General features: G+C 49.5%; 12 protein-coding genes. 7 read left to right on the forward strand and 5 right to left on the reverse strand.

All coding sequences use genetic code 11. The features are described from left to right. Nucleotides 1-142 precede the first annotated feature (142 nt). Complete coding sequence (locus tag DWX76_RS09630; RefSeq protein ID WP_118570561.1) at nt 143-1,141, forward strand: isocitrate/isopropylmalate dehydrogenase family protein; 999 nt, start codon at nt 143-145, stop codon at nt 1,139-1,141. A gap of 89 nt (nt 1,142-1,230) precedes the next feature. Here the strand turns inward: DWX76_RS09630 and DWX76_RS15115 are convergent, their stop codons facing one another. From DWX76_RS15115 to DWX76_RS09640, 3 genes are all read right to left on the reverse strand, one after another. Beyond that, nucleotides 1,231-1,722 (reverse strand): PD-(D/E)XK nuclease domain-containing protein, encoded by a 492-nt coding sequence (locus DWX76_RS15115; protein ID WP_412694038.1) that lies wholly within the window; start codon nt 1,720-1,722, stop codon nt 1,231-1,233. Then, entirely contained in the window at nt 1,722-2,903 is a 1,182-nt protein-coding gene (locus tag DWX76_RS09635) for an AAA family ATPase (RefSeq protein ID WP_412694039.1), read from the reverse strand. The genes DWX76_RS15115 and DWX76_RS09635 overlap by 1 nt, the downstream gene beginning before the upstream one ends. Before the next feature lie 135 nt (nt 2,904-3,038). Continuing rightward, nucleotides 3,039-5,036: a LacI family DNA-binding transcriptional regulator gene (locus DWX76_RS09640; RefSeq protein ID WP_118570562.1), complete on the reverse strand. Its 1,998-nt coding sequence runs from the start codon at nt 5,034-5,036 to the stop codon at nt 3,039-3,041. 383 nt (nt 5,037-5,419) lie between these two features. Between DWX76_RS09640 and DWX76_RS09645 the strand changes: the two genes are divergently transcribed. From DWX76_RS09645 to DWX76_RS09665, 6 genes are all read left to right on the forward strand, one after another. Next, on the forward strand, nt 5,420-6,271 hold the full coding sequence (locus DWX76_RS09645; protein ID WP_412694040.1) for a substrate-binding domain-containing protein: 852 nt from the start codon (nt 5,420-5,422) through the stop codon (nt 6,269-6,271). Between the two features lie 275 nt (nt 6,272-6,546). Then, complete coding sequence (locus DWX76_RS15120) at nt 6,547-6,831, forward strand: ATP-binding cassette domain-containing protein (RefSeq protein WP_412694041.1); 285 nt, start codon at nt 6,547-6,549, stop codon at nt 6,829-6,831. Further along, nucleotides 6,828-8,054 (forward strand): sugar ABC transporter ATP-binding protein, encoded by a 1,227-nt coding sequence (locus DWX76_RS09650; RefSeq protein ID WP_412694042.1) that lies wholly within the window; start codon nt 6,828-6,830, stop codon nt 8,052-8,054. Before DWX76_RS15120 ends, DWX76_RS09650 begins: the two co-directional genes overlap by 4 nt. Beyond that, nucleotides 8,054-9,040 (forward strand): ABC transporter permease, encoded by a 987-nt coding sequence (locus DWX76_RS09655; RefSeq protein ID WP_107001726.1) that lies wholly within the window; start codon nt 8,054-8,056, stop codon nt 9,038-9,040. The genes DWX76_RS09650 and DWX76_RS09655 overlap by 1 nt, the downstream gene beginning before the upstream one ends. 36 nt (nt 9,041-9,076) lie before the next feature. Continuing rightward, the gene (locus DWX76_RS09660) at nt 9,077-10,552 is read left to right on the forward strand and encodes a glycoside hydrolase family 32 protein (protein WP_118570563.1); all 1,476 of its coding nucleotides are present in this window, start codon (nt 9,077-9,079) and stop codon (nt 10,550-10,552) included. Between the two features lie 97 nt (nt 10,553-10,649). Continuing rightward, nucleotides 10,650-11,603, forward strand: coding sequence for a carbohydrate kinase family protein (locus DWX76_RS09665; RefSeq protein WP_182427361.1), 954 nt, complete (start codon nt 10,650-10,652; stop codon nt 11,601-11,603). Nucleotides 11,604-11,727: 124 nt separating this feature from the next. On the opposite strand, the gene DWX76_RS09670 is transcribed toward DWX76_RS09665, so the two are convergent. Both DWX76_RS09670 and DWX76_RS09675 read right to left on the reverse strand, forming a co-directional pair. Next, entirely contained in the window at nt 11,728-13,482 is a 1,755-nt protein-coding gene (locus DWX76_RS09670; protein ID WP_118570564.1) for a [FeFe] hydrogenase, group A, read from the reverse strand. Next, nucleotides 13,476-15,317: an NAD(P)-binding protein gene (locus DWX76_RS09675; RefSeq protein WP_118570565.1), complete on the reverse strand. Its 1,842-nt coding sequence runs from the start codon at nt 15,315-15,317 to the stop codon at nt 13,476-13,478. Before DWX76_RS09675 ends, DWX76_RS09670 begins: the two co-directional genes overlap by 7 nt. Nucleotides 15,318-15,479: the final 162 nt, after the last annotated feature.

The raw sequence follows: 15,479 nt of genomic DNA on the forward strand, positions 1-15,479 counted from the left end.
AAATTTAATTGAAAAGTTGTTTGTTCGAAAAGCTGTCAGCCTGTTCTGGCAGCTTTCGATGAAATTTTTAATGGATTTTTGCGCGTGACTGTGAAGGTACTGAACAGTTACGATTGGGAAAATCAAGAAGGAGGATAAAGAAATGAGTCATAAAATTACAGTATTTCGCGGCGATGGTATCGGACCGGAGCTGGTTGATAATGTATTAAAAATCTTAAAAGCGGCAGATGCTCCGCTGGAATATGAAATTTTCAATGTTGGTGAGGATGAGTGGAAACGCAATGGTGCCCTGATTCCGGAGGAAGCATATGCTTCCTTTGAGCGCACCAAAGTACTCTTAAAATCCCCGATTACAACTCCGGTTGGAAAGGGCTTCCGCTCTTTGAATGTAACACTCCGCGGACAGTATGACCTGTATGCCAATATCCGCCCGGTTAAGTCCAACGCAGCCGTAAAAACTCCGTTTAAGAATGTAGATATTGTGATTTTCCGCGAAAATACAGAGGGACTTTATGTCGGTGTGGAGGAGCAGGTAAATCCGGATACGGTTCATGCAATTAAGATTGTCACAAGACAGGCCAGCGAGCGCATTATCCGCGATGCATTTGAGTATGCGAAAAAGAACGGACGCAAGAAAGTAACCTGTATTCATAAGGCAAATATCCTGAAAATGTCCGATGGCATGTTCCTTTCCATTTTCAAAGAGATTGCAAAGGAATATCCGGAGATTGAAGGTGATGATAAAATCATCGATAACACCTGCATGCAGCTTGTCATGAATCCAAACCAGTTTGATGTTATGGTAATGCAGAACCTGTACGGAGATATTCTTTCGGATCTGTGCAGCGGTCTGATCGGAGGCCTGGGACTCGTTCCATCCAGCAATATCGGTTCTGACTATGCTATGTTTGAGGCCGTACATGGCAGCGCACCGGATATTGCAGGCAAGCACTTGGCAAACCCGACCGCATTCCTGTGGTCTGCCTGCATGATGCTAGAGTACTTAGGTGAAAATGAGACCGCCGGACGCATCCGCAAGGCTGTGGATGAGGTTCTGGCAGAAGGCAAGCACCTGACAAGAGATCTGCATGGAACTGCAACCACCGAGGAATATGTGGACGCAGTGATTGCGAGACTGTAAGAATTTAATAAGTGAAGATGTAAGAAGGGGCTGTTGCACAAACCGTGCAGCAGCTCCTTTTGGCTATAAAATAGGGTTATCGGCCAGCATTATTTACCTATCCCCTTTACCATACACCGTTTCTTGAAGAAGGAAATTCCATAACAGAAAATTTCATCATAATTTCCCTCAAATTCTTTTGCATACATGCGTTCATCGATCTGGCGCAGGGCTTTGTCGCAGTCATCGCTGAGTTTTTCAAATGTTTTCGAATATTTCGCCTCGAAAATCGCCATTCGTCCACCGTGCAGATCATATACAACCACATCGCTTCGTCCTTCGCCATGCTCACGGTTTGATTCTACCACATATCCGGCTCCGGCAAAAATTCCGGCTAAAAAGGCGTGATAAAAATCTTCTTTATAATCATGGTAGCTGATTGTCATACGCAGCAGGGCATTCATCTCCTGTGTGAGCAGGTCGGTGTTGCCGTGCCATACAGCATAAAATAATTGTTCCCGATTCCAGGTTTTGGCGCTGTCGTTAAACCATTTTAAAATGGTACTTTCGAAGATTTCCCGGATTTCAGCATTCGGAATCATCAGGCAGTTAAACCATCTGGAAGGTTATCGATGCGAGCCTGCGTCAGATAGCCGGTAAGATACAGGATACTCCACAGATTATCTTCGGAGGAATGGAGGTAATCATACGTCAGATTTTCTTCCACATGCTGAAGAATATAGCCTCCGGAAAGAAGCGCCTCCAGCTTCATCGTGATATTGCTTCCGGCATAGTCGATAAACGAACGGATGATCGCGTTATCGCTGGTATTTTTCCAGTAACCGATGGGCCTTGCATCTGGCTTTTTCTGGCAGTCGAGAAGATAATTCATTACATCCCACGGACAGTAGACATCCGAAGCACCGAAGTGATAGCCGTCATACCACGCCTTGATTTGCGAAGCCCGATCAAGCATATCAGCATCCAGAAGAAGCTTTTCCATGTCAGCCTGGGTAAATCCAAAATATTCATCCAGTGAAGAAGAGGAAATAGTGTCGGAAACAAAATTGTTGGTTCCCGTAAAGATACTTTCCTTTGCGATTTTCAGACAGCCGGTAATAGAGGCAAAACGCAGGGTGCTGTTATCTTTCAGTGCTGTACTCATGAGGGATTTCATCAGTTCCAGCATCTGCGGATAATAACCATTTGCGCTGGCTTTGGCAAGTGGTACATCATATTCATCCAGAAGCAGAATGACGGGCTTCTGGAAATGTGCCTGCATCATACGCATCAAGAGCAGAATGCTGGTTTTTAACATAGTATCCGTCGGTTTCCCATCGACAATATCGGCAAGCTGTATAAACTCTTTCCGATCATTTTCATTAACCGAAGGGCTGTCTGCCAGATAGCTGTGTTCATTGCAGAGACGGGCAATCTGGGAGCGGAGCATATCCCTGGCAGAAGCATAATCCAGTCCGTCTACATCCTTAAAGGTCAGAAAGAGCGTCGGAAATTGATTCATCCATGCCTGGCATAGATCTGGACGAGATTCGATTTGAAGTCCGGTAAAAAGATTCTGGCTTTTTTTTCGAATATCAAAAAAATTGGCAAGCATACTCATCGCCAGTGTTTTTCCAAAACGACGCGGGCGGGTAATCAGGGTGACTTCCGAGTTATTCGTCAGAAGATCAGCGATCAGCCCGCTTTTATCAATATAATAATAGCCGTCTTCGCGCAGCTTTTTAAAATCAGAAATACCAACAGGGATTTTTAAGGGTGTCATCGATGATGCTCCTTTCTGAAGATACGGAATTGTTACGAATAACTTTATCATATCATGGGGGAAAGTGGTTGGCAAGATTTTAAAAGAAAGCGGGATGCGCCATATCCGGAAGAGGTGTATGGGTTTGGAAAATAGCTACTGACCCATCTGCTTCTCCCCCAGCTCCTCCGGCAGTGCCTCAAAGAAAATATCCTTCCAGGCACGTTTCAGCTGTTTTTCATGAACTACATAGGGCTGCACTCCAATATATTTAGGAACGTTATCACTGACCAGGGATTTAGCGACTGCAAGAGCGGCCGCTTTTCCCTGGTCATATGGCCTCTGGGTGCTGAGTCCTTTTACAAATCCTTGATTCATTTCTTCTGCAATCTCAAAATCCAGATCTGTGGTAAAGACAGCAATATCCGTCCGGTTCAAAGCTTTCAGGGCCTTGATGGCAAGTAGGGCGGGGCGGTCCCAGCTCACATAGAGCGCCTGGATATCCGGGTGCTCGTTTATCATCTCATAGCATACCTTGTAGGCATTTTCAATTTGAATAAATCCCTTTCTGGCAGTGATTTCAATGTCGGGATAGGATTCCCTTAATATTTTCTCGGCACAGTTATCACGCTCGGTAGTGCCGTAAAACATGGCGCCGTGGATGATGAAGCCGACTTTGGCGTGCGGTTTTTCTTTCAGGTATTCGCCGATCATGCGCCCTGTATTGGTGCCATTTTCCCGCTCATTGACGGAGATACATGAGACGTAATTGTTCCGGCTGAAGTTCTGCGGGACATTGCTTAAAAAGACCAGCCGCGTCATTTTGGACAATTCCTGAAATGCCGGACCCGTCTGGACATCGTCGGTGGGGATGGCGATGACGGCGTCCGGGTGCTGCATTTTGATGCTTTCGAGCTGCATATTCTGGAGGGCAGGATCAAAATGGGCGTCCATGGTGGAAATAATATCGATTCCGTACTGTTCCAGTTCATCCCGGATGCCTTTCTGATGCAGGGCAGCCCAGGCAGTTCCAGTGCAGTGGAAGGAGATGGCGACGCGGTAATTTCCGGTTCGCAAAAGCTGTTTTTCCTCCTTGGAGAGCCGGATGCTGTCCGGAGATACGGCGTGTTCACCGAGCGGTCCGTTGTCGATGATCCGGGTGGAATCGCGCAAAATCAGCTCTACATCTGCGTAGTGGGTCAAAGGTGCGCCGGAGAGGTGGTTGATCTCGTCAAAGAGTGCCTGCGAGGCGAGTTCTGCCATCTGGTCGATATCCCGGTGGATGCAGGATAGCGGTGGGGCGGTCAGCTCGCACCAGAGCATATCGTCAAATCCGATGATGGAAATATCGCGCGGACAGTCTTTTCCCAGCTCCCGCAGCGCCTTGAGAAGAAACATAGTCAGCCTGTTTCCGCCGGCGATGATAGCGGTGGGGAGATACCGGGTGATACTTTTCTGAATATTCAGGCTGATGGTATCACTGGACTGATACAGATTGATCTCCGCGATGCAGGAACTGCTCAGGGTATGGTTGGCGGAGAGAAGTGCCCGCTCATATCCGGCAATCTTGTCCTGTTTGGCGAGGCTGTCTGTTTTTTCTACCAGAAACAGCACATTTTCGTGTCCGCTCTCAAAAAAATAGGAAGTAGCGGAGTGAAATGCTTTGGTGTAATCAAAAAGAATCCGCGGTGTGACATCGTCATCGATGAATCGTTCGACACAGACAAAAGGGATACCGGATTCATATAGAAATGCATAGGCAGCCGGATTGCTGCTTGCCGGGGAGAGAAAGATGCCGATGGTCTTGGCACTGGAGATTAAGTTTTGCAGGATGCTTTTCTCCTCTTCCGGGCTGTCGTTGGTGGCGGCGGTGTAAAACTGATAGCCCTGGCTGGTCGCGTAGGACTGCAGCTGATTGCACAGATCGCAGTAGAGCGCGCTCTTGATATTTGGAAAGACAGCGACAATCTGTGAACTGCGTCCGCTGCGGATTTTACGCACCTTTTTTTTGATTTTTTCAGAATATCCACTTTCTTCAATAATAGCTTCGATTTTATCCACCAGTTCCGGGCTGACATAGCGCGTATGGTTGATAACATGGGAAACGGTGGCGATGGAGACGCCTGCCTTTGCGGCGATTTCTTTGATGGTCATAAAACTCCCCCTTGCTGGTACGGATTTAGTCCGGCTGTTCCTGCGCGGCTGGATTTGAATTTGCCGCAGTTTTGTGTTTCTGTTTTTTTGATTATAGCACAAAAATAGGAGCAAAACGATAAGGTAAATAAAATTTACGTAAAAAATCAGAAAGAGCGGTAGAAGTGCATAAATATCAATAAAACAGGATGAATATATCGCTGAAATTAGTGCAATATGCCAAAAGAGTATTGACGAAAGGGCATGGGATAGAGTAATATCTAGATATCAGACAGGGAGACTCCTTCCAGAGAGAAAAATTTTTACGTAAAAATAAAAAGAAAACTATAACAATCCGTTTGAAATGCACTAAACAGTGATGAAGTAAGAGGAGGATCAGATTTATGAAAAAAAGTCTTAGATTTACAGCAGCAGGTCTTTCAATTTGCATGATGGCAGCAATGCTGGCAGGATGTAGCTCTTCCAGCAGTACCGATACAACAGCGGCAGCTGATGCTTCTGAGGCAGCGGCAGATACGCAGGAAGCTGAGGCAAAGACCAGCGATTTATCGTTTGCATTCTGTACGAATACTTTAAACAATACTTTCCAGAGTTCCATTGATGCAAAGCTCAGCGAGCTGTGCAAGGAAAACGGCATTTCCTACACCTGCCTGGATCCAGATTATGATTTAAACAAGCAGCTCAGCCAGTTATCTGACTGTGCAAACAGCGGTTACGATGCAGTGTTTGTTATCCCGGTTGACTCCGCAGGTATTACCTCCGGACTGGCTGAGATTGCAGACGCAGGCATTCCGATTTTCAACGTAGATACCGCAGTCATCGATGATGATATCGAACAGTTCGTGACACAGTTCGTTGGAACCAACGCATACATGGCAGGTCAGTTAGTGGGCGAGCAGATGACGAAAGATTATCCGGATGGCGCAAAGATTGCAGTTCTGGATTTCCCGTCCAATGAAAGCTGCGTGGATCGTGTCAATGGTTTCCTTGAGGGTCTTGGCGATCAGAAAGATAAATTTGAGATTGTAGCACAGCAGGATGGCGGTGCAGCGCTGGATCAGTCGATGGGACTGGCTGAGGATATCATCACAGCAAACCCGGATCTGGAAGCATTCTTCTGTATCAATGACCCGTCTGCCCTGGGTGCGGCAGCAGCTATCAAGCAGCAAACAAGACCGGCGAGATCGGTGTATATAGCATCGATGCATCCCCGGATGGAAAACAGGCACTCTTAGACGGCGAGTTCACCGCAGTTGCATGCCAGGTTCCGCTTCAAATTGCAGAATATGCATTTGACGCAGCTGAGAAATATGTAGGCGGCGATACCGCAATCGATGAGAAGAAAGTATATCTGGATTCCCATCTGGTAGAGAAAGAAGAGGCAGAGAAGACTCTGAACGACTGGCAGTAATGAACTGCGAGGAAGCTTAACAGTTACGTGAAATAAAATAAAACATGGAAAATGCGGCGATGGGGTTCATTGCCGCATTTCTAAAAAACGGAGGGTTCTATGGGAAAAACAATTCTGGAAATGATAGATATCAAGAAAAGTTTTTCCGGGATCTATGCATTGTCAGGGATCAATTTTTCCCTGGAAATGGGCGAGGTTCATGCGCTTCTGGGAGAAAATGGAGCGGGTAAATCAACGCTTATCAAGGTCCTTGGAGGAATTTATAAACCGGACAGCGGAACAATCAAGATTAATGGTCAGGAAGCTGAGATAAATGGTGTTTCGGACGCCAGGAGAAAGGAATCGGAATCATACATCAGGAGATCGTCCTGGTTCCGTATCTGACGGTCGCGCAGAACCTGTTCCTGGGACGGGAAATCAAGACGAAATTCGGCACCGTGGATATGCGGGAGACGAACCGCCGGGCAGGCGAGATGCTGGCAAACCTCGGGGTCAATATCCACCCGGATACGCTGGTAGAATCTTTGACGATCGCCCAGCAGCAGATGGTTGAGATTGTAAAGGCGGTATCCTTCGACGGACGGATCATCGTCATGGACGAGCCGACGTCCTCCCTTTCCAATGACGAGGTAGAACAGTTATTTGGAATCATTGAGAGATTAAAAGCAAAACAGGTAAGCATTATATATATTTCCCACCGTATGGAAGAACTGTTCCGGATCTCGGATCGAGTTACCATCATCCGCGATGGCGCCTATGTGGGAACGAAAAAAACATCGGAGACGAATGCGAACGAGCTGGTAGCCATGATGGTAGGACGGGAGTTAGAGAGCTTCTATGCCAGAGATTACAACGATCTGGAACATGCAGAAACGGCGTTGGAAGTGAAGAATTTAACCTGTGAGGGTGTGTTCTCAGATATCAGCTTCCGGGTAAGAAAGGGAGAGATCCTGGGATTTGCGGGTCTGGTCGGAGCCGGACGAAGCGAGATCATGGAATGTATCTTTGGAGCCAGAAAATACCAGAGCGGAACCATTCTTTTAAATGGAAAGGAAGTCCGCTTCACGACACCGATCCAGGCAATCAAGGCGGGCATCGGACTGGTGCCGGAGGATCGGAAAAAACAGGGACTTGTCCTTGGCAATACGGTCGGTTTTAACCTCACGCTGGCATCGATTGACTCTTATATTAACGGAATTGCCATCAGCGACCGGAAATGTCAGGAAGTGATTGATTATTATAAAGAAAAGCTTCATATCAAAGCAGTGGCAGACCGGGTGGAACTGGTGGAAGCGGGAAGTCTTTCCGGCGGAAACCAGCAGAAGATTGTCCTTGGAAAATGGCTGGCAATCAAGCCGGATGTCCTGATTCTGGACGAGCCGACGAGAGGCGTCGATGTCAATGCGAAGTTTGAGATTTATTCCGTTATTAATGAGCTGGCGAAGGCGGGTATCGCCGTTATCATGGTATCCAGCGAGCTGCCGGAGATCATCAATATGTGCGATAACGTATGTGTCATCAAGGCGGGAAAAATGACGGGAATGCTCGGAAGAGAAGAACTGGATCAGGAGAGAATCATGCAGTATGCAGCAGGAGGCGAAGAGTGATGAACGGAAAGAAAAGTACAGCAGGCAATTCGGTACTCTCGGTATTTACCGGAAATACAGGAATTATTGGAGTGCTGGTTATCTTATGTGTGGTAGTCGCACTGGCAACCGATAAATTTTTGACACCGAGCAATATCATTTCAGTGCTCAGACAGATTTCCATTAATACATACATTGCACTGGGAATGACGTTGATTATTATTCTCGGACACATCGATCTGGCAGTTGGCGCGATCGTAGCGATGAGCGGAACTCTGACCGTAGGATTTGTAGTTAATCAGGGACTTCCGATTGGCGTGGCGATTGCGGCTGGCATCATCATCGGTGTTGTGGCTGGTCTGATTGATGGTATGGTTGTATCGAAATTCCGTGTTCCGGCATTTATCATTACGATGGCAATGATGAATGTCTGCAACGGTATCGCGTATGTATATTCGGGCGGACAGTCCACCCGTATTACGGATAAGTTTTTCATTGCAATCGGAACGGGTTATCTGTTTAACATTATTCCGCTGCCGGTTGTCTATATGGTTATTTTAATTATCGTATTTAGTTTTCTGCTTTCTAAAACAAAATTTGGTACCTATGTGTATGCAATCGGCGGAAACCGTGAGGCGGCGCGTCTCTCTGGTGTTCCGATCAAGAAAGTCGAGATCATCGTGTTTACATTGTCGGGCGCCCTGGCGGCGTTTGCAGGTCTGGTTCTGGCATCGAGAATGTATTCCGGACAGCCGTCCGTCGGAAGTGGCTATGAGATGGATGCGATCGCAGCCTGTGTCCTCGGCGGAACCTCGATGGCAGGCGGACGCGGACGTATCAGCGGCACAGTATTTGGTGCGATGGTAATCGGTATTATTTCCAATGGTCTGAATCTGATCGGTGTCAGCTCCTACTGGCAGCTGATTGTAAAGGGTCTGATCATTGCCTGCGCGGTTGTACTGGATTCCCAGAAGGGCAATCTGGCACTCCTCAGAAAAAAGAAATGATTCCAAGAGCACATTTAGAAAGGCAAGGAGAGAAGAATGGACTTTTTCAGAAAAATGTCATTTGCGGATTCGACCGGTGACGCGATTCCGTTTTATCATGAAGGTAAATATCATATTTTTTCACTGACATCCCCGCCAGGAACCACGGTATATCCGGCGAGACTGCGTACTACATGGAGCCACTCTGTTTCGGAGGATCTGGTGCACTGGGAGGAGCTGCCGACAGCACTGTATCCGGGCGAGGGCGATGAGCCGGATGCGTCCGGCGTGTGGACGGGATCGGTTATCTACGGCGAAGGAAAATATCACGCATTCTATACGGGTTACTGCCTGACGGCAGAATATCAGCAGACGATCTGCCATGCGACGAGCGAGGATGGTATCACCTGGACGAAGGACGCGGCAAACCCGGTTATCACGCCGATGATAGAGTTATATGAAAAGCTGGACTGGCGTGATCCGTATGTATTTTATAATGAGGAAGATAAATGCTACTGGATTCTGATCTCGGCGAGACGGCTGGATATGCCGGTGACAAGACGCGGCTGTATCGTCCTGTACCGCTCGAAAGATCTGGTAAACTGGGAGTATTATGGTCCGTTGTATTCGGCAGGCAATACGAATTGTCCGGAATGCAGCGAGATGTACAAGATAGGCGATACCTGGTATCTTTCCTATTCCCGCTTTTCCGAGTTTGTCAACACGATTTACCGCACTTCCAAATCTCCGTTTGGACCGTGGAAAAAGCCGAAGAAAGACGGCATCGGCGGACGCCGCTTCTATGCAGCTAAATCCATGCAGGATGACAACGGGCGCCGTTTCTATTTTGCCTGGGCGCATGACCGTGCAGAAAACAGCGACCGCGGCGAGTGGTACTGGGGTGGCACGTTCTGTATTCCGCATGAGGTCGTTGCAACGGCAGACGGACAGCTGGACGTGAAGCTTCCGGAAGAATATGTAAACTGCTTTAAAGAGAAAGTTGACTGGAAATACCTTCCGGTCATGGGAGAATACAAGCTGTATGGAGATACAACGGTTGAGCTGGATGGATGCGGGACAACCTCGTATGGTTTCCTGGAGCAGCCGGAAGAAAAGTTCCTGTTTACCGGCACGGTGATCCCGAAAGAAGCGAATGATTCCTTCGGAATCCTGTTGAAATCCGACTGGGAGGCAAGCGGCTGCCTGTTCTTAGAGTTTGATGTGGCGATGCAGCGAGTGTCCCTTCTGTCCCTGCCGATGGGAGTTGACCCGTTCTGGGAGCAGTCCTGCCAGGCGGTTCCGAAAGCAACGGAACCGGGACCGGATGGCGTGCGCGTGGCAGAGAAAACCTTCGCGATTGAAAATGGCGCGGCAATCGACGTCAAGATTTCGGTGGATCATGACATGGTAGAGGTATTTGTGGGCGAGCAGGTGGCATTTACCTATCGTATTTTCCGGAAACCGGAGTACGAGCTCGGTCTGCTGGCGCAGGACGCGAAAGTAGAATTTGCAAATATCGCGATTCGGAAGTAAAATTCCTTGTGAGAGACGAACGGATGTGGCTGTCCGCCTGTGAGAGGGCTGGATGGCGGCACCATTGATATAACTTGTAATACGGAGGATGATTCGTATGAGAATAAAAACAGACATCACAGCGCTGGGAGAGCTTCTGATTGATTTTACTCCAGCAGGCGTTTCACAGCAGGGAATGCGTCTGTTTGAGCAGAATCCGGGAGGTGCGCCGGCCAATCTGCTGGCGGCGGCTGCGAAATTTGGAAGGAAGACAGCATTTATTGGCAAGGTGGGTAAGGATATGCACGGTGATTTCCTGAAGGAAACCCTGATCCGGGCAGGTATCAATACGGACAACCTGATTCAGGATGAGAAGTATTTTACCACGCTTGCATTTGTAAGCCTGAAAGAAAACGGGGAGCGCGAATTTGCCTTTGCGAGAAAGCCGGGGGCAGATACGAATCTGTGCATGAAAGAGATCGATCCGGAGATCCTGGAAAATACGAGAGTATTTCATGTCGGTTCCCTGTCGCTGACCGATGATCCATCCCGGACGGCAACCTATGAGGCGATCAATATTGCTAGAAACAGCGGTGCGGTGATTTCCTACGATCCGAACTACCGGGCGGCGCTCTGGAGTGATCCGGAGACCGCACAGCTTCGGATGCAGTCGCTGATTCCCTATGTAGATATGATGAAGATTTCGGATGAAGAAACCTCGCTTCTGACCCCGTATCAGGACCCGGAGGAAGCGATTCAGTATCTGCTCCGTCAGGGCGTGCACCTGGTGGCAGTGACGCTCGGAAGAGATGGCGCCCTGATCGGCAATGAAAATGGAATCGTAAAAGCGGAGGGCTTTTCCTCCCATGCGGTCGATACAACCGGCGCTGGTGATTCCTTCTGGGGAGGTTTTCTCGCCTCCTATCTGCAGGAAGAAACCTCGCCGGAACACCTGACCCGGGCGCAGATGATTCAGTTTGGCAGGGTCGGCAACGCAGTGGCAAGCCTGTGCGTCGAACGCCGCGGCGGAATCTCGGCAATTCCGGAGATGGAGGAAATTGAAGAGAGCTGAGAGGCTAGAAGAAAAGATGGAGTAAGTAGTTGGTAACTAGCCTCAGATTGGTCATCTGTGAATGACACAAAACCCCAGAGAGCGGCAACTCTCTGGGGTTTTGTTGTGTGACCGTTTGGATATATTAATATTCCTCCACATGCAGCAGATGATGTGCACGATCGGATAACGGAGCTTCAAGATACTCGTCATACAGTGTCTGAACGGCCTGGTTTTCATGGCTGAACCGGATTGCGCTGTTTACATCATAAGCACGCAGGCACTGGTCGCGGTCTGCGCAGTCCTTCGGCTTATTCTGGAAGGATGGGCGGATCGGCTGACCGCCGCCGTTGATACAGCCGCCCGGACATGCCATGACTTCAACGAAATCATAGTGGCATTCGCCGCGTTTCATCGCCTGAATGAGGCGTCTGGCCTCTCCTAGGCTGCTGAGTGCTGCACAGTGCAGTTTCACACCCTTGATATCGATTTCCAGTTCCTTAAAGGAACCGATCTGGCGCAGAACCTTCAGCGGACTCTGCTCGTCGATCTCCGGATTTTCACCGGTTACGGTGTGGTAAGCGGTACGAAGCGCTGCTTCCAGTACGCCGCCGCTGGCACCGAAGATCACACCGGCTCCGGTTGCTTCACCGAGAGGATCGTCAAAATCGCACTCCGGAAGTCTGGATACATCGATATGATCGGCCTTGATGAGACGGCATATCTCACGGGTGGTCAGAACATAATCAATATCCTGTCCGGTTCCGGCGCTGTCCATGCCCGGAAGAGTCAGTTCGCGCTTCTTGGACATACACGGCATGATGGAAACACAGGTGATATTTTCCGGTGCAATGCCTTTTTTCTGTGCAAAATAAGTTTTGATGACAGCACCGAACATCTGCTGCGGGGACTTGGCAGTGGAAAGCTGCGGCAGAAGCTCCGGATACTGACTCTTTGCAAAACTGACCCAGCCGGGGCAGCAGGAGGTGAACATAGGCCAGCTGTATTTATCTGGCTGCTGTAAGCGGGCTAAAAGCTCGTTGCTTTCCTCCATAATGGTCAGGTCGGCTGCAAAGTCAACATCGAATACATAGTCAAATCCAACGGATTTTAAGGTGGATACTAAACGTCTGTCAGTAGCAAATTCCGGCGAAAGACCAAATTCTTCACCCCATGCGGCCCGGACGGCCGGAGCTACCACTGCAACGGTTACCTTCTCCTCGTTTGCCAGTTCGCCGTGAATACCGTTGATGGATTCCACATCATCTCTCTCCTGCAGAGCGGCAGTGGGGCAGTGGGTTACACACTGTCCGCAGAGAGAACAATCGGATTCTTTGATTTCCAGATTGTGGGAAACATCGACCGTGGTATGGGAACCGGTTCCGGATACATCCCATATATTTAAGGTCTGGATCTTATCACAGATCTGGACGCAGCGCATACATTTGATGCATTTTCCAGCATCGCGAATCAGTGGGAATGTAGAAGTCCAGTTCATTTCCGGGTATTCGTTTTTATAGCGGTCTACCGTCAGGTTCAGATCGCTTGCCACCTGCTTTAATTCACAGTTGGAACTGCGCACACAGGTGGGGCAGTTCGTATGATGCTGGGAAAGAAGCAGTTCTACGTTGATCTTGCGGGCTTCACGGACTCTGGGGGAGTTTGTGAGAATCTCCATGCCGTCCTGCACCTGGTTGTTGCAGGAGGTAACGAGATGGTGGATTCCCTTGACCTCTACCACGCAGACGCGGCAGGCACCGATCTCGTTGATATCCTTTAAAAAGCAGAGATAAGGAACGTGGAATCCGTTGTCGCGGCAGGCGTCCAGAATCCGGGTTCCTTCCGGAACCTGCAGCGGTATATTATTAATTTTGATGGATACAAGATTCGTATTTACCATGATGTGGTCCGCCCTCCTTTGAAGTTTCCATAACCGAAGTGGTCACAGCGCAGGCAGCGTCTGGCTTCCTGTCCCGCCTCCTTGAGGCTCATGCCGCATTCGGTAAGTGTAAAGTCACATTTGCGTTCTCCGGCTGGGCGTTCGGTCAGGTTGACGCGTCCACACGGAGTACGGTCGGAGAGATCCGGCTCCGGGATCTCCACATCGCAGGTAATCTGATGGTTGTAGCCGAGATACTGATCGATATTGGCAGACGCTACTTTTCCGGCTGCAATCGCGCGGATCACGGTTGCCGGACCGGTTGCACAGTCGCCACCGGCGAAAATACCCGGCATGTTCTGGATGGAGGTCCAGCCAGTCGCCTGGATCACGCCCCATTTGGCGTCGATTCCCTGTTCTACGAAGTAGCGGCTTTCGATGCCTTGACCGACCGCAGCGATGACGATATCGCATTCAACCGGGATCGGGTCTGTGCCGACGGATTTCGGAGACGGACGTCCGCCGCGGATCTCGCCCGGCATCTGCTGGGATACCCAGAGGGACTTGGCGTTGCCGTCCTCGTCGGCTTCTACTCGCTGCGGGGCATAGAGTTCCATGATCTCGACACCCTCTGCCATCGCGCTTTCCACTTCTTCCGGAAGTGCTGTCATGTCGGCTTTGCGGCGGCGGTAGACGACGGCCACCTTTTCAGCACCCAGACGGATGGAAGAACGAGCCACATCCATTGCAACGTTTCCGCCGCCGATGACGCAGACCTTCTTTCCGGTCAGATCCGGATATTTGCCGTCGCCGATGGCGCGTAAAAATTCAACCGCAGAAATCACGCCGCCAGCGTCTTCTCCATCGATGCCGATTTTCTTGTCGCTGTGCGCGCCGATGGCAATGTAAAGGGCATCGTAATCCTTGCGGAGATCTTCCAGAGAAATCTGTCCCGGCTCATTTCCGATGGAGGTTTCCAGGCGGATCTCCACGCCGGTTTCCAGGATCACATCGATATCATTCTGCAGGCGTTCGCGGGGGAGACGGTAGCTCGGGATGCCGTACAAGAGCATGCCGCCGAGTTTCTTTCGTTTTTCAAAGACAGTTGTCTGGTGTCCCATCAGCTGCAGATAGTAGGCAGCGCTAAGACCGCTCGGACCGCCGCCGATGATGGCGATGCGCTTTCCGGTCGGCGCAGGACAGACAGGAGCCGGCACATGACCAGCCATATCAACTGCCACGCGCTTGATGCCGCGGATGTTGATGGATTTGTCCAGCATGTTGCGGCGGCAGCGGGATTCGCACGGATGTTCGCAGACGAGCGCGCAGGCGGTCGGGAACGGGTTGTCCTTGCGGATCAGGCGGACGGCATCGGCATAACGGCCTTCGGCAGTCAGGGCGATGTAGCCCGGAATATCGACGCCGGCCGGACATAAAGCTACGCACGGAACCGGCTGGTCGAGGTTGCTGCGGCAGCGGTTATGTAAAATATGTTCCATAAAATCCTCTTTGAATCCGTCCAGACCTTTTAAAACCATCTGGGCAGCGGTATAGCCGATGGCACAGTCAGCCGTGCTTTCGATGACACGGGCTGTTTCCTCCAGCATGGTTAAATGCTTCATGGTTCCTTTTCCGTTTAGGATGTCTTCCAGAAGATTGGAGAGCTGTCCGAGACCGATTCGGCAGGGAACACATTTGCCGCAGGTTTGTGCATGGCACATTTTTAAAAATGCAGCGGTCAGGTCGACAGGACAAAGACCTGGCGGGCTGGCGATGATGCGCCGTTCCAGATCCTTGTAAAGTCCCTCTACGACATTCTGAGCCTCGCTGTTGGTTGGAATGACGAGTCTGCTCATAGGGTGTGTAACTCCTTTCATAAATGTGAAAAAATAAACGATATATTTTCGATAAAATATTGGCTTTAGTATAACATAAATAAGAGATTAGATACAAGGGTTATGATAAATTATCTAAAAAAATACAATTCATAGTGAGAAAAACAGAAAAAATAGACAAGA

It is taken from the genome of Clostridium sp. AF21-20LB, from assembly GCF_003478795.1.
GTDB lineage: Bacteria > Bacillota > Clostridia > Lachnospirales > Lachnospiraceae > Otoolea > Otoolea fessa.

Coding starts and splice junctions, on each gene's coding strand:
- DWX76_RS09630 (WP_118570561.1), top strand. CDS start 143: ATGAGTCATAAAATTACAGTATTTCGCGGCGATGGTATCGGACCGGAG.
- DWX76_RS15115 (WP_412694038.1), bottom strand. CDS start 1,722: ATGATTCCGAATGCTGAAATCCGGGAAATCTTCGAAAGTACCATTTTA.
- DWX76_RS09635 (WP_412694039.1), bottom strand. CDS start 2,903: ATGACACCCTTAAAAATCCCTGTTGGTATTTCTGATTTTAAAAAGCTG.
- DWX76_RS09640 (WP_118570562.1), bottom strand. CDS start 5,036: ATGACCATCAAAGAAATCGCCGCAAAGGCAGGCGTCTCCATCGCCACC.
- DWX76_RS09645 (WP_412694040.1), top strand. CDS start 5,420: ATGAAAAAAAGTCTTAGATTTACAGCAGCAGGTCTTTCAATTTGCATG.
- DWX76_RS15120 (WP_412694041.1), top strand. CDS start 6,547: ATGGGAAAAACAATTCTGGAAATGATAGATATCAAGAAAAGTTTTTCC.
- DWX76_RS09655 (WP_107001726.1), top strand. CDS start 8,054: ATGAACGGAAAGAAAAGTACAGCAGGCAATTCGGTACTCTCGGTATTT.
- DWX76_RS09660 (WP_118570563.1), top strand. CDS start 9,077: ATGGACTTTTTCAGAAAAATGTCATTTGCGGATTCGACCGGTGACGCG.
- DWX76_RS09665 (WP_182427361.1), top strand. CDS start 10,650: ATGAGAATAAAAACAGACATCACAGCGCTGGGAGAGCTTCTGATTGAT.
- DWX76_RS09670 (WP_118570564.1), bottom strand. CDS start 13,482: ATGGTAAATACGAATCTTGTATCCATCAAAATTAATAATATACCGCTG.
- DWX76_RS09675 (WP_118570565.1), bottom strand. CDS start 15,317: ATGAGCAGACTCGTCATTCCAACCAACAGCGAGGCTCAGAATGTCGTA.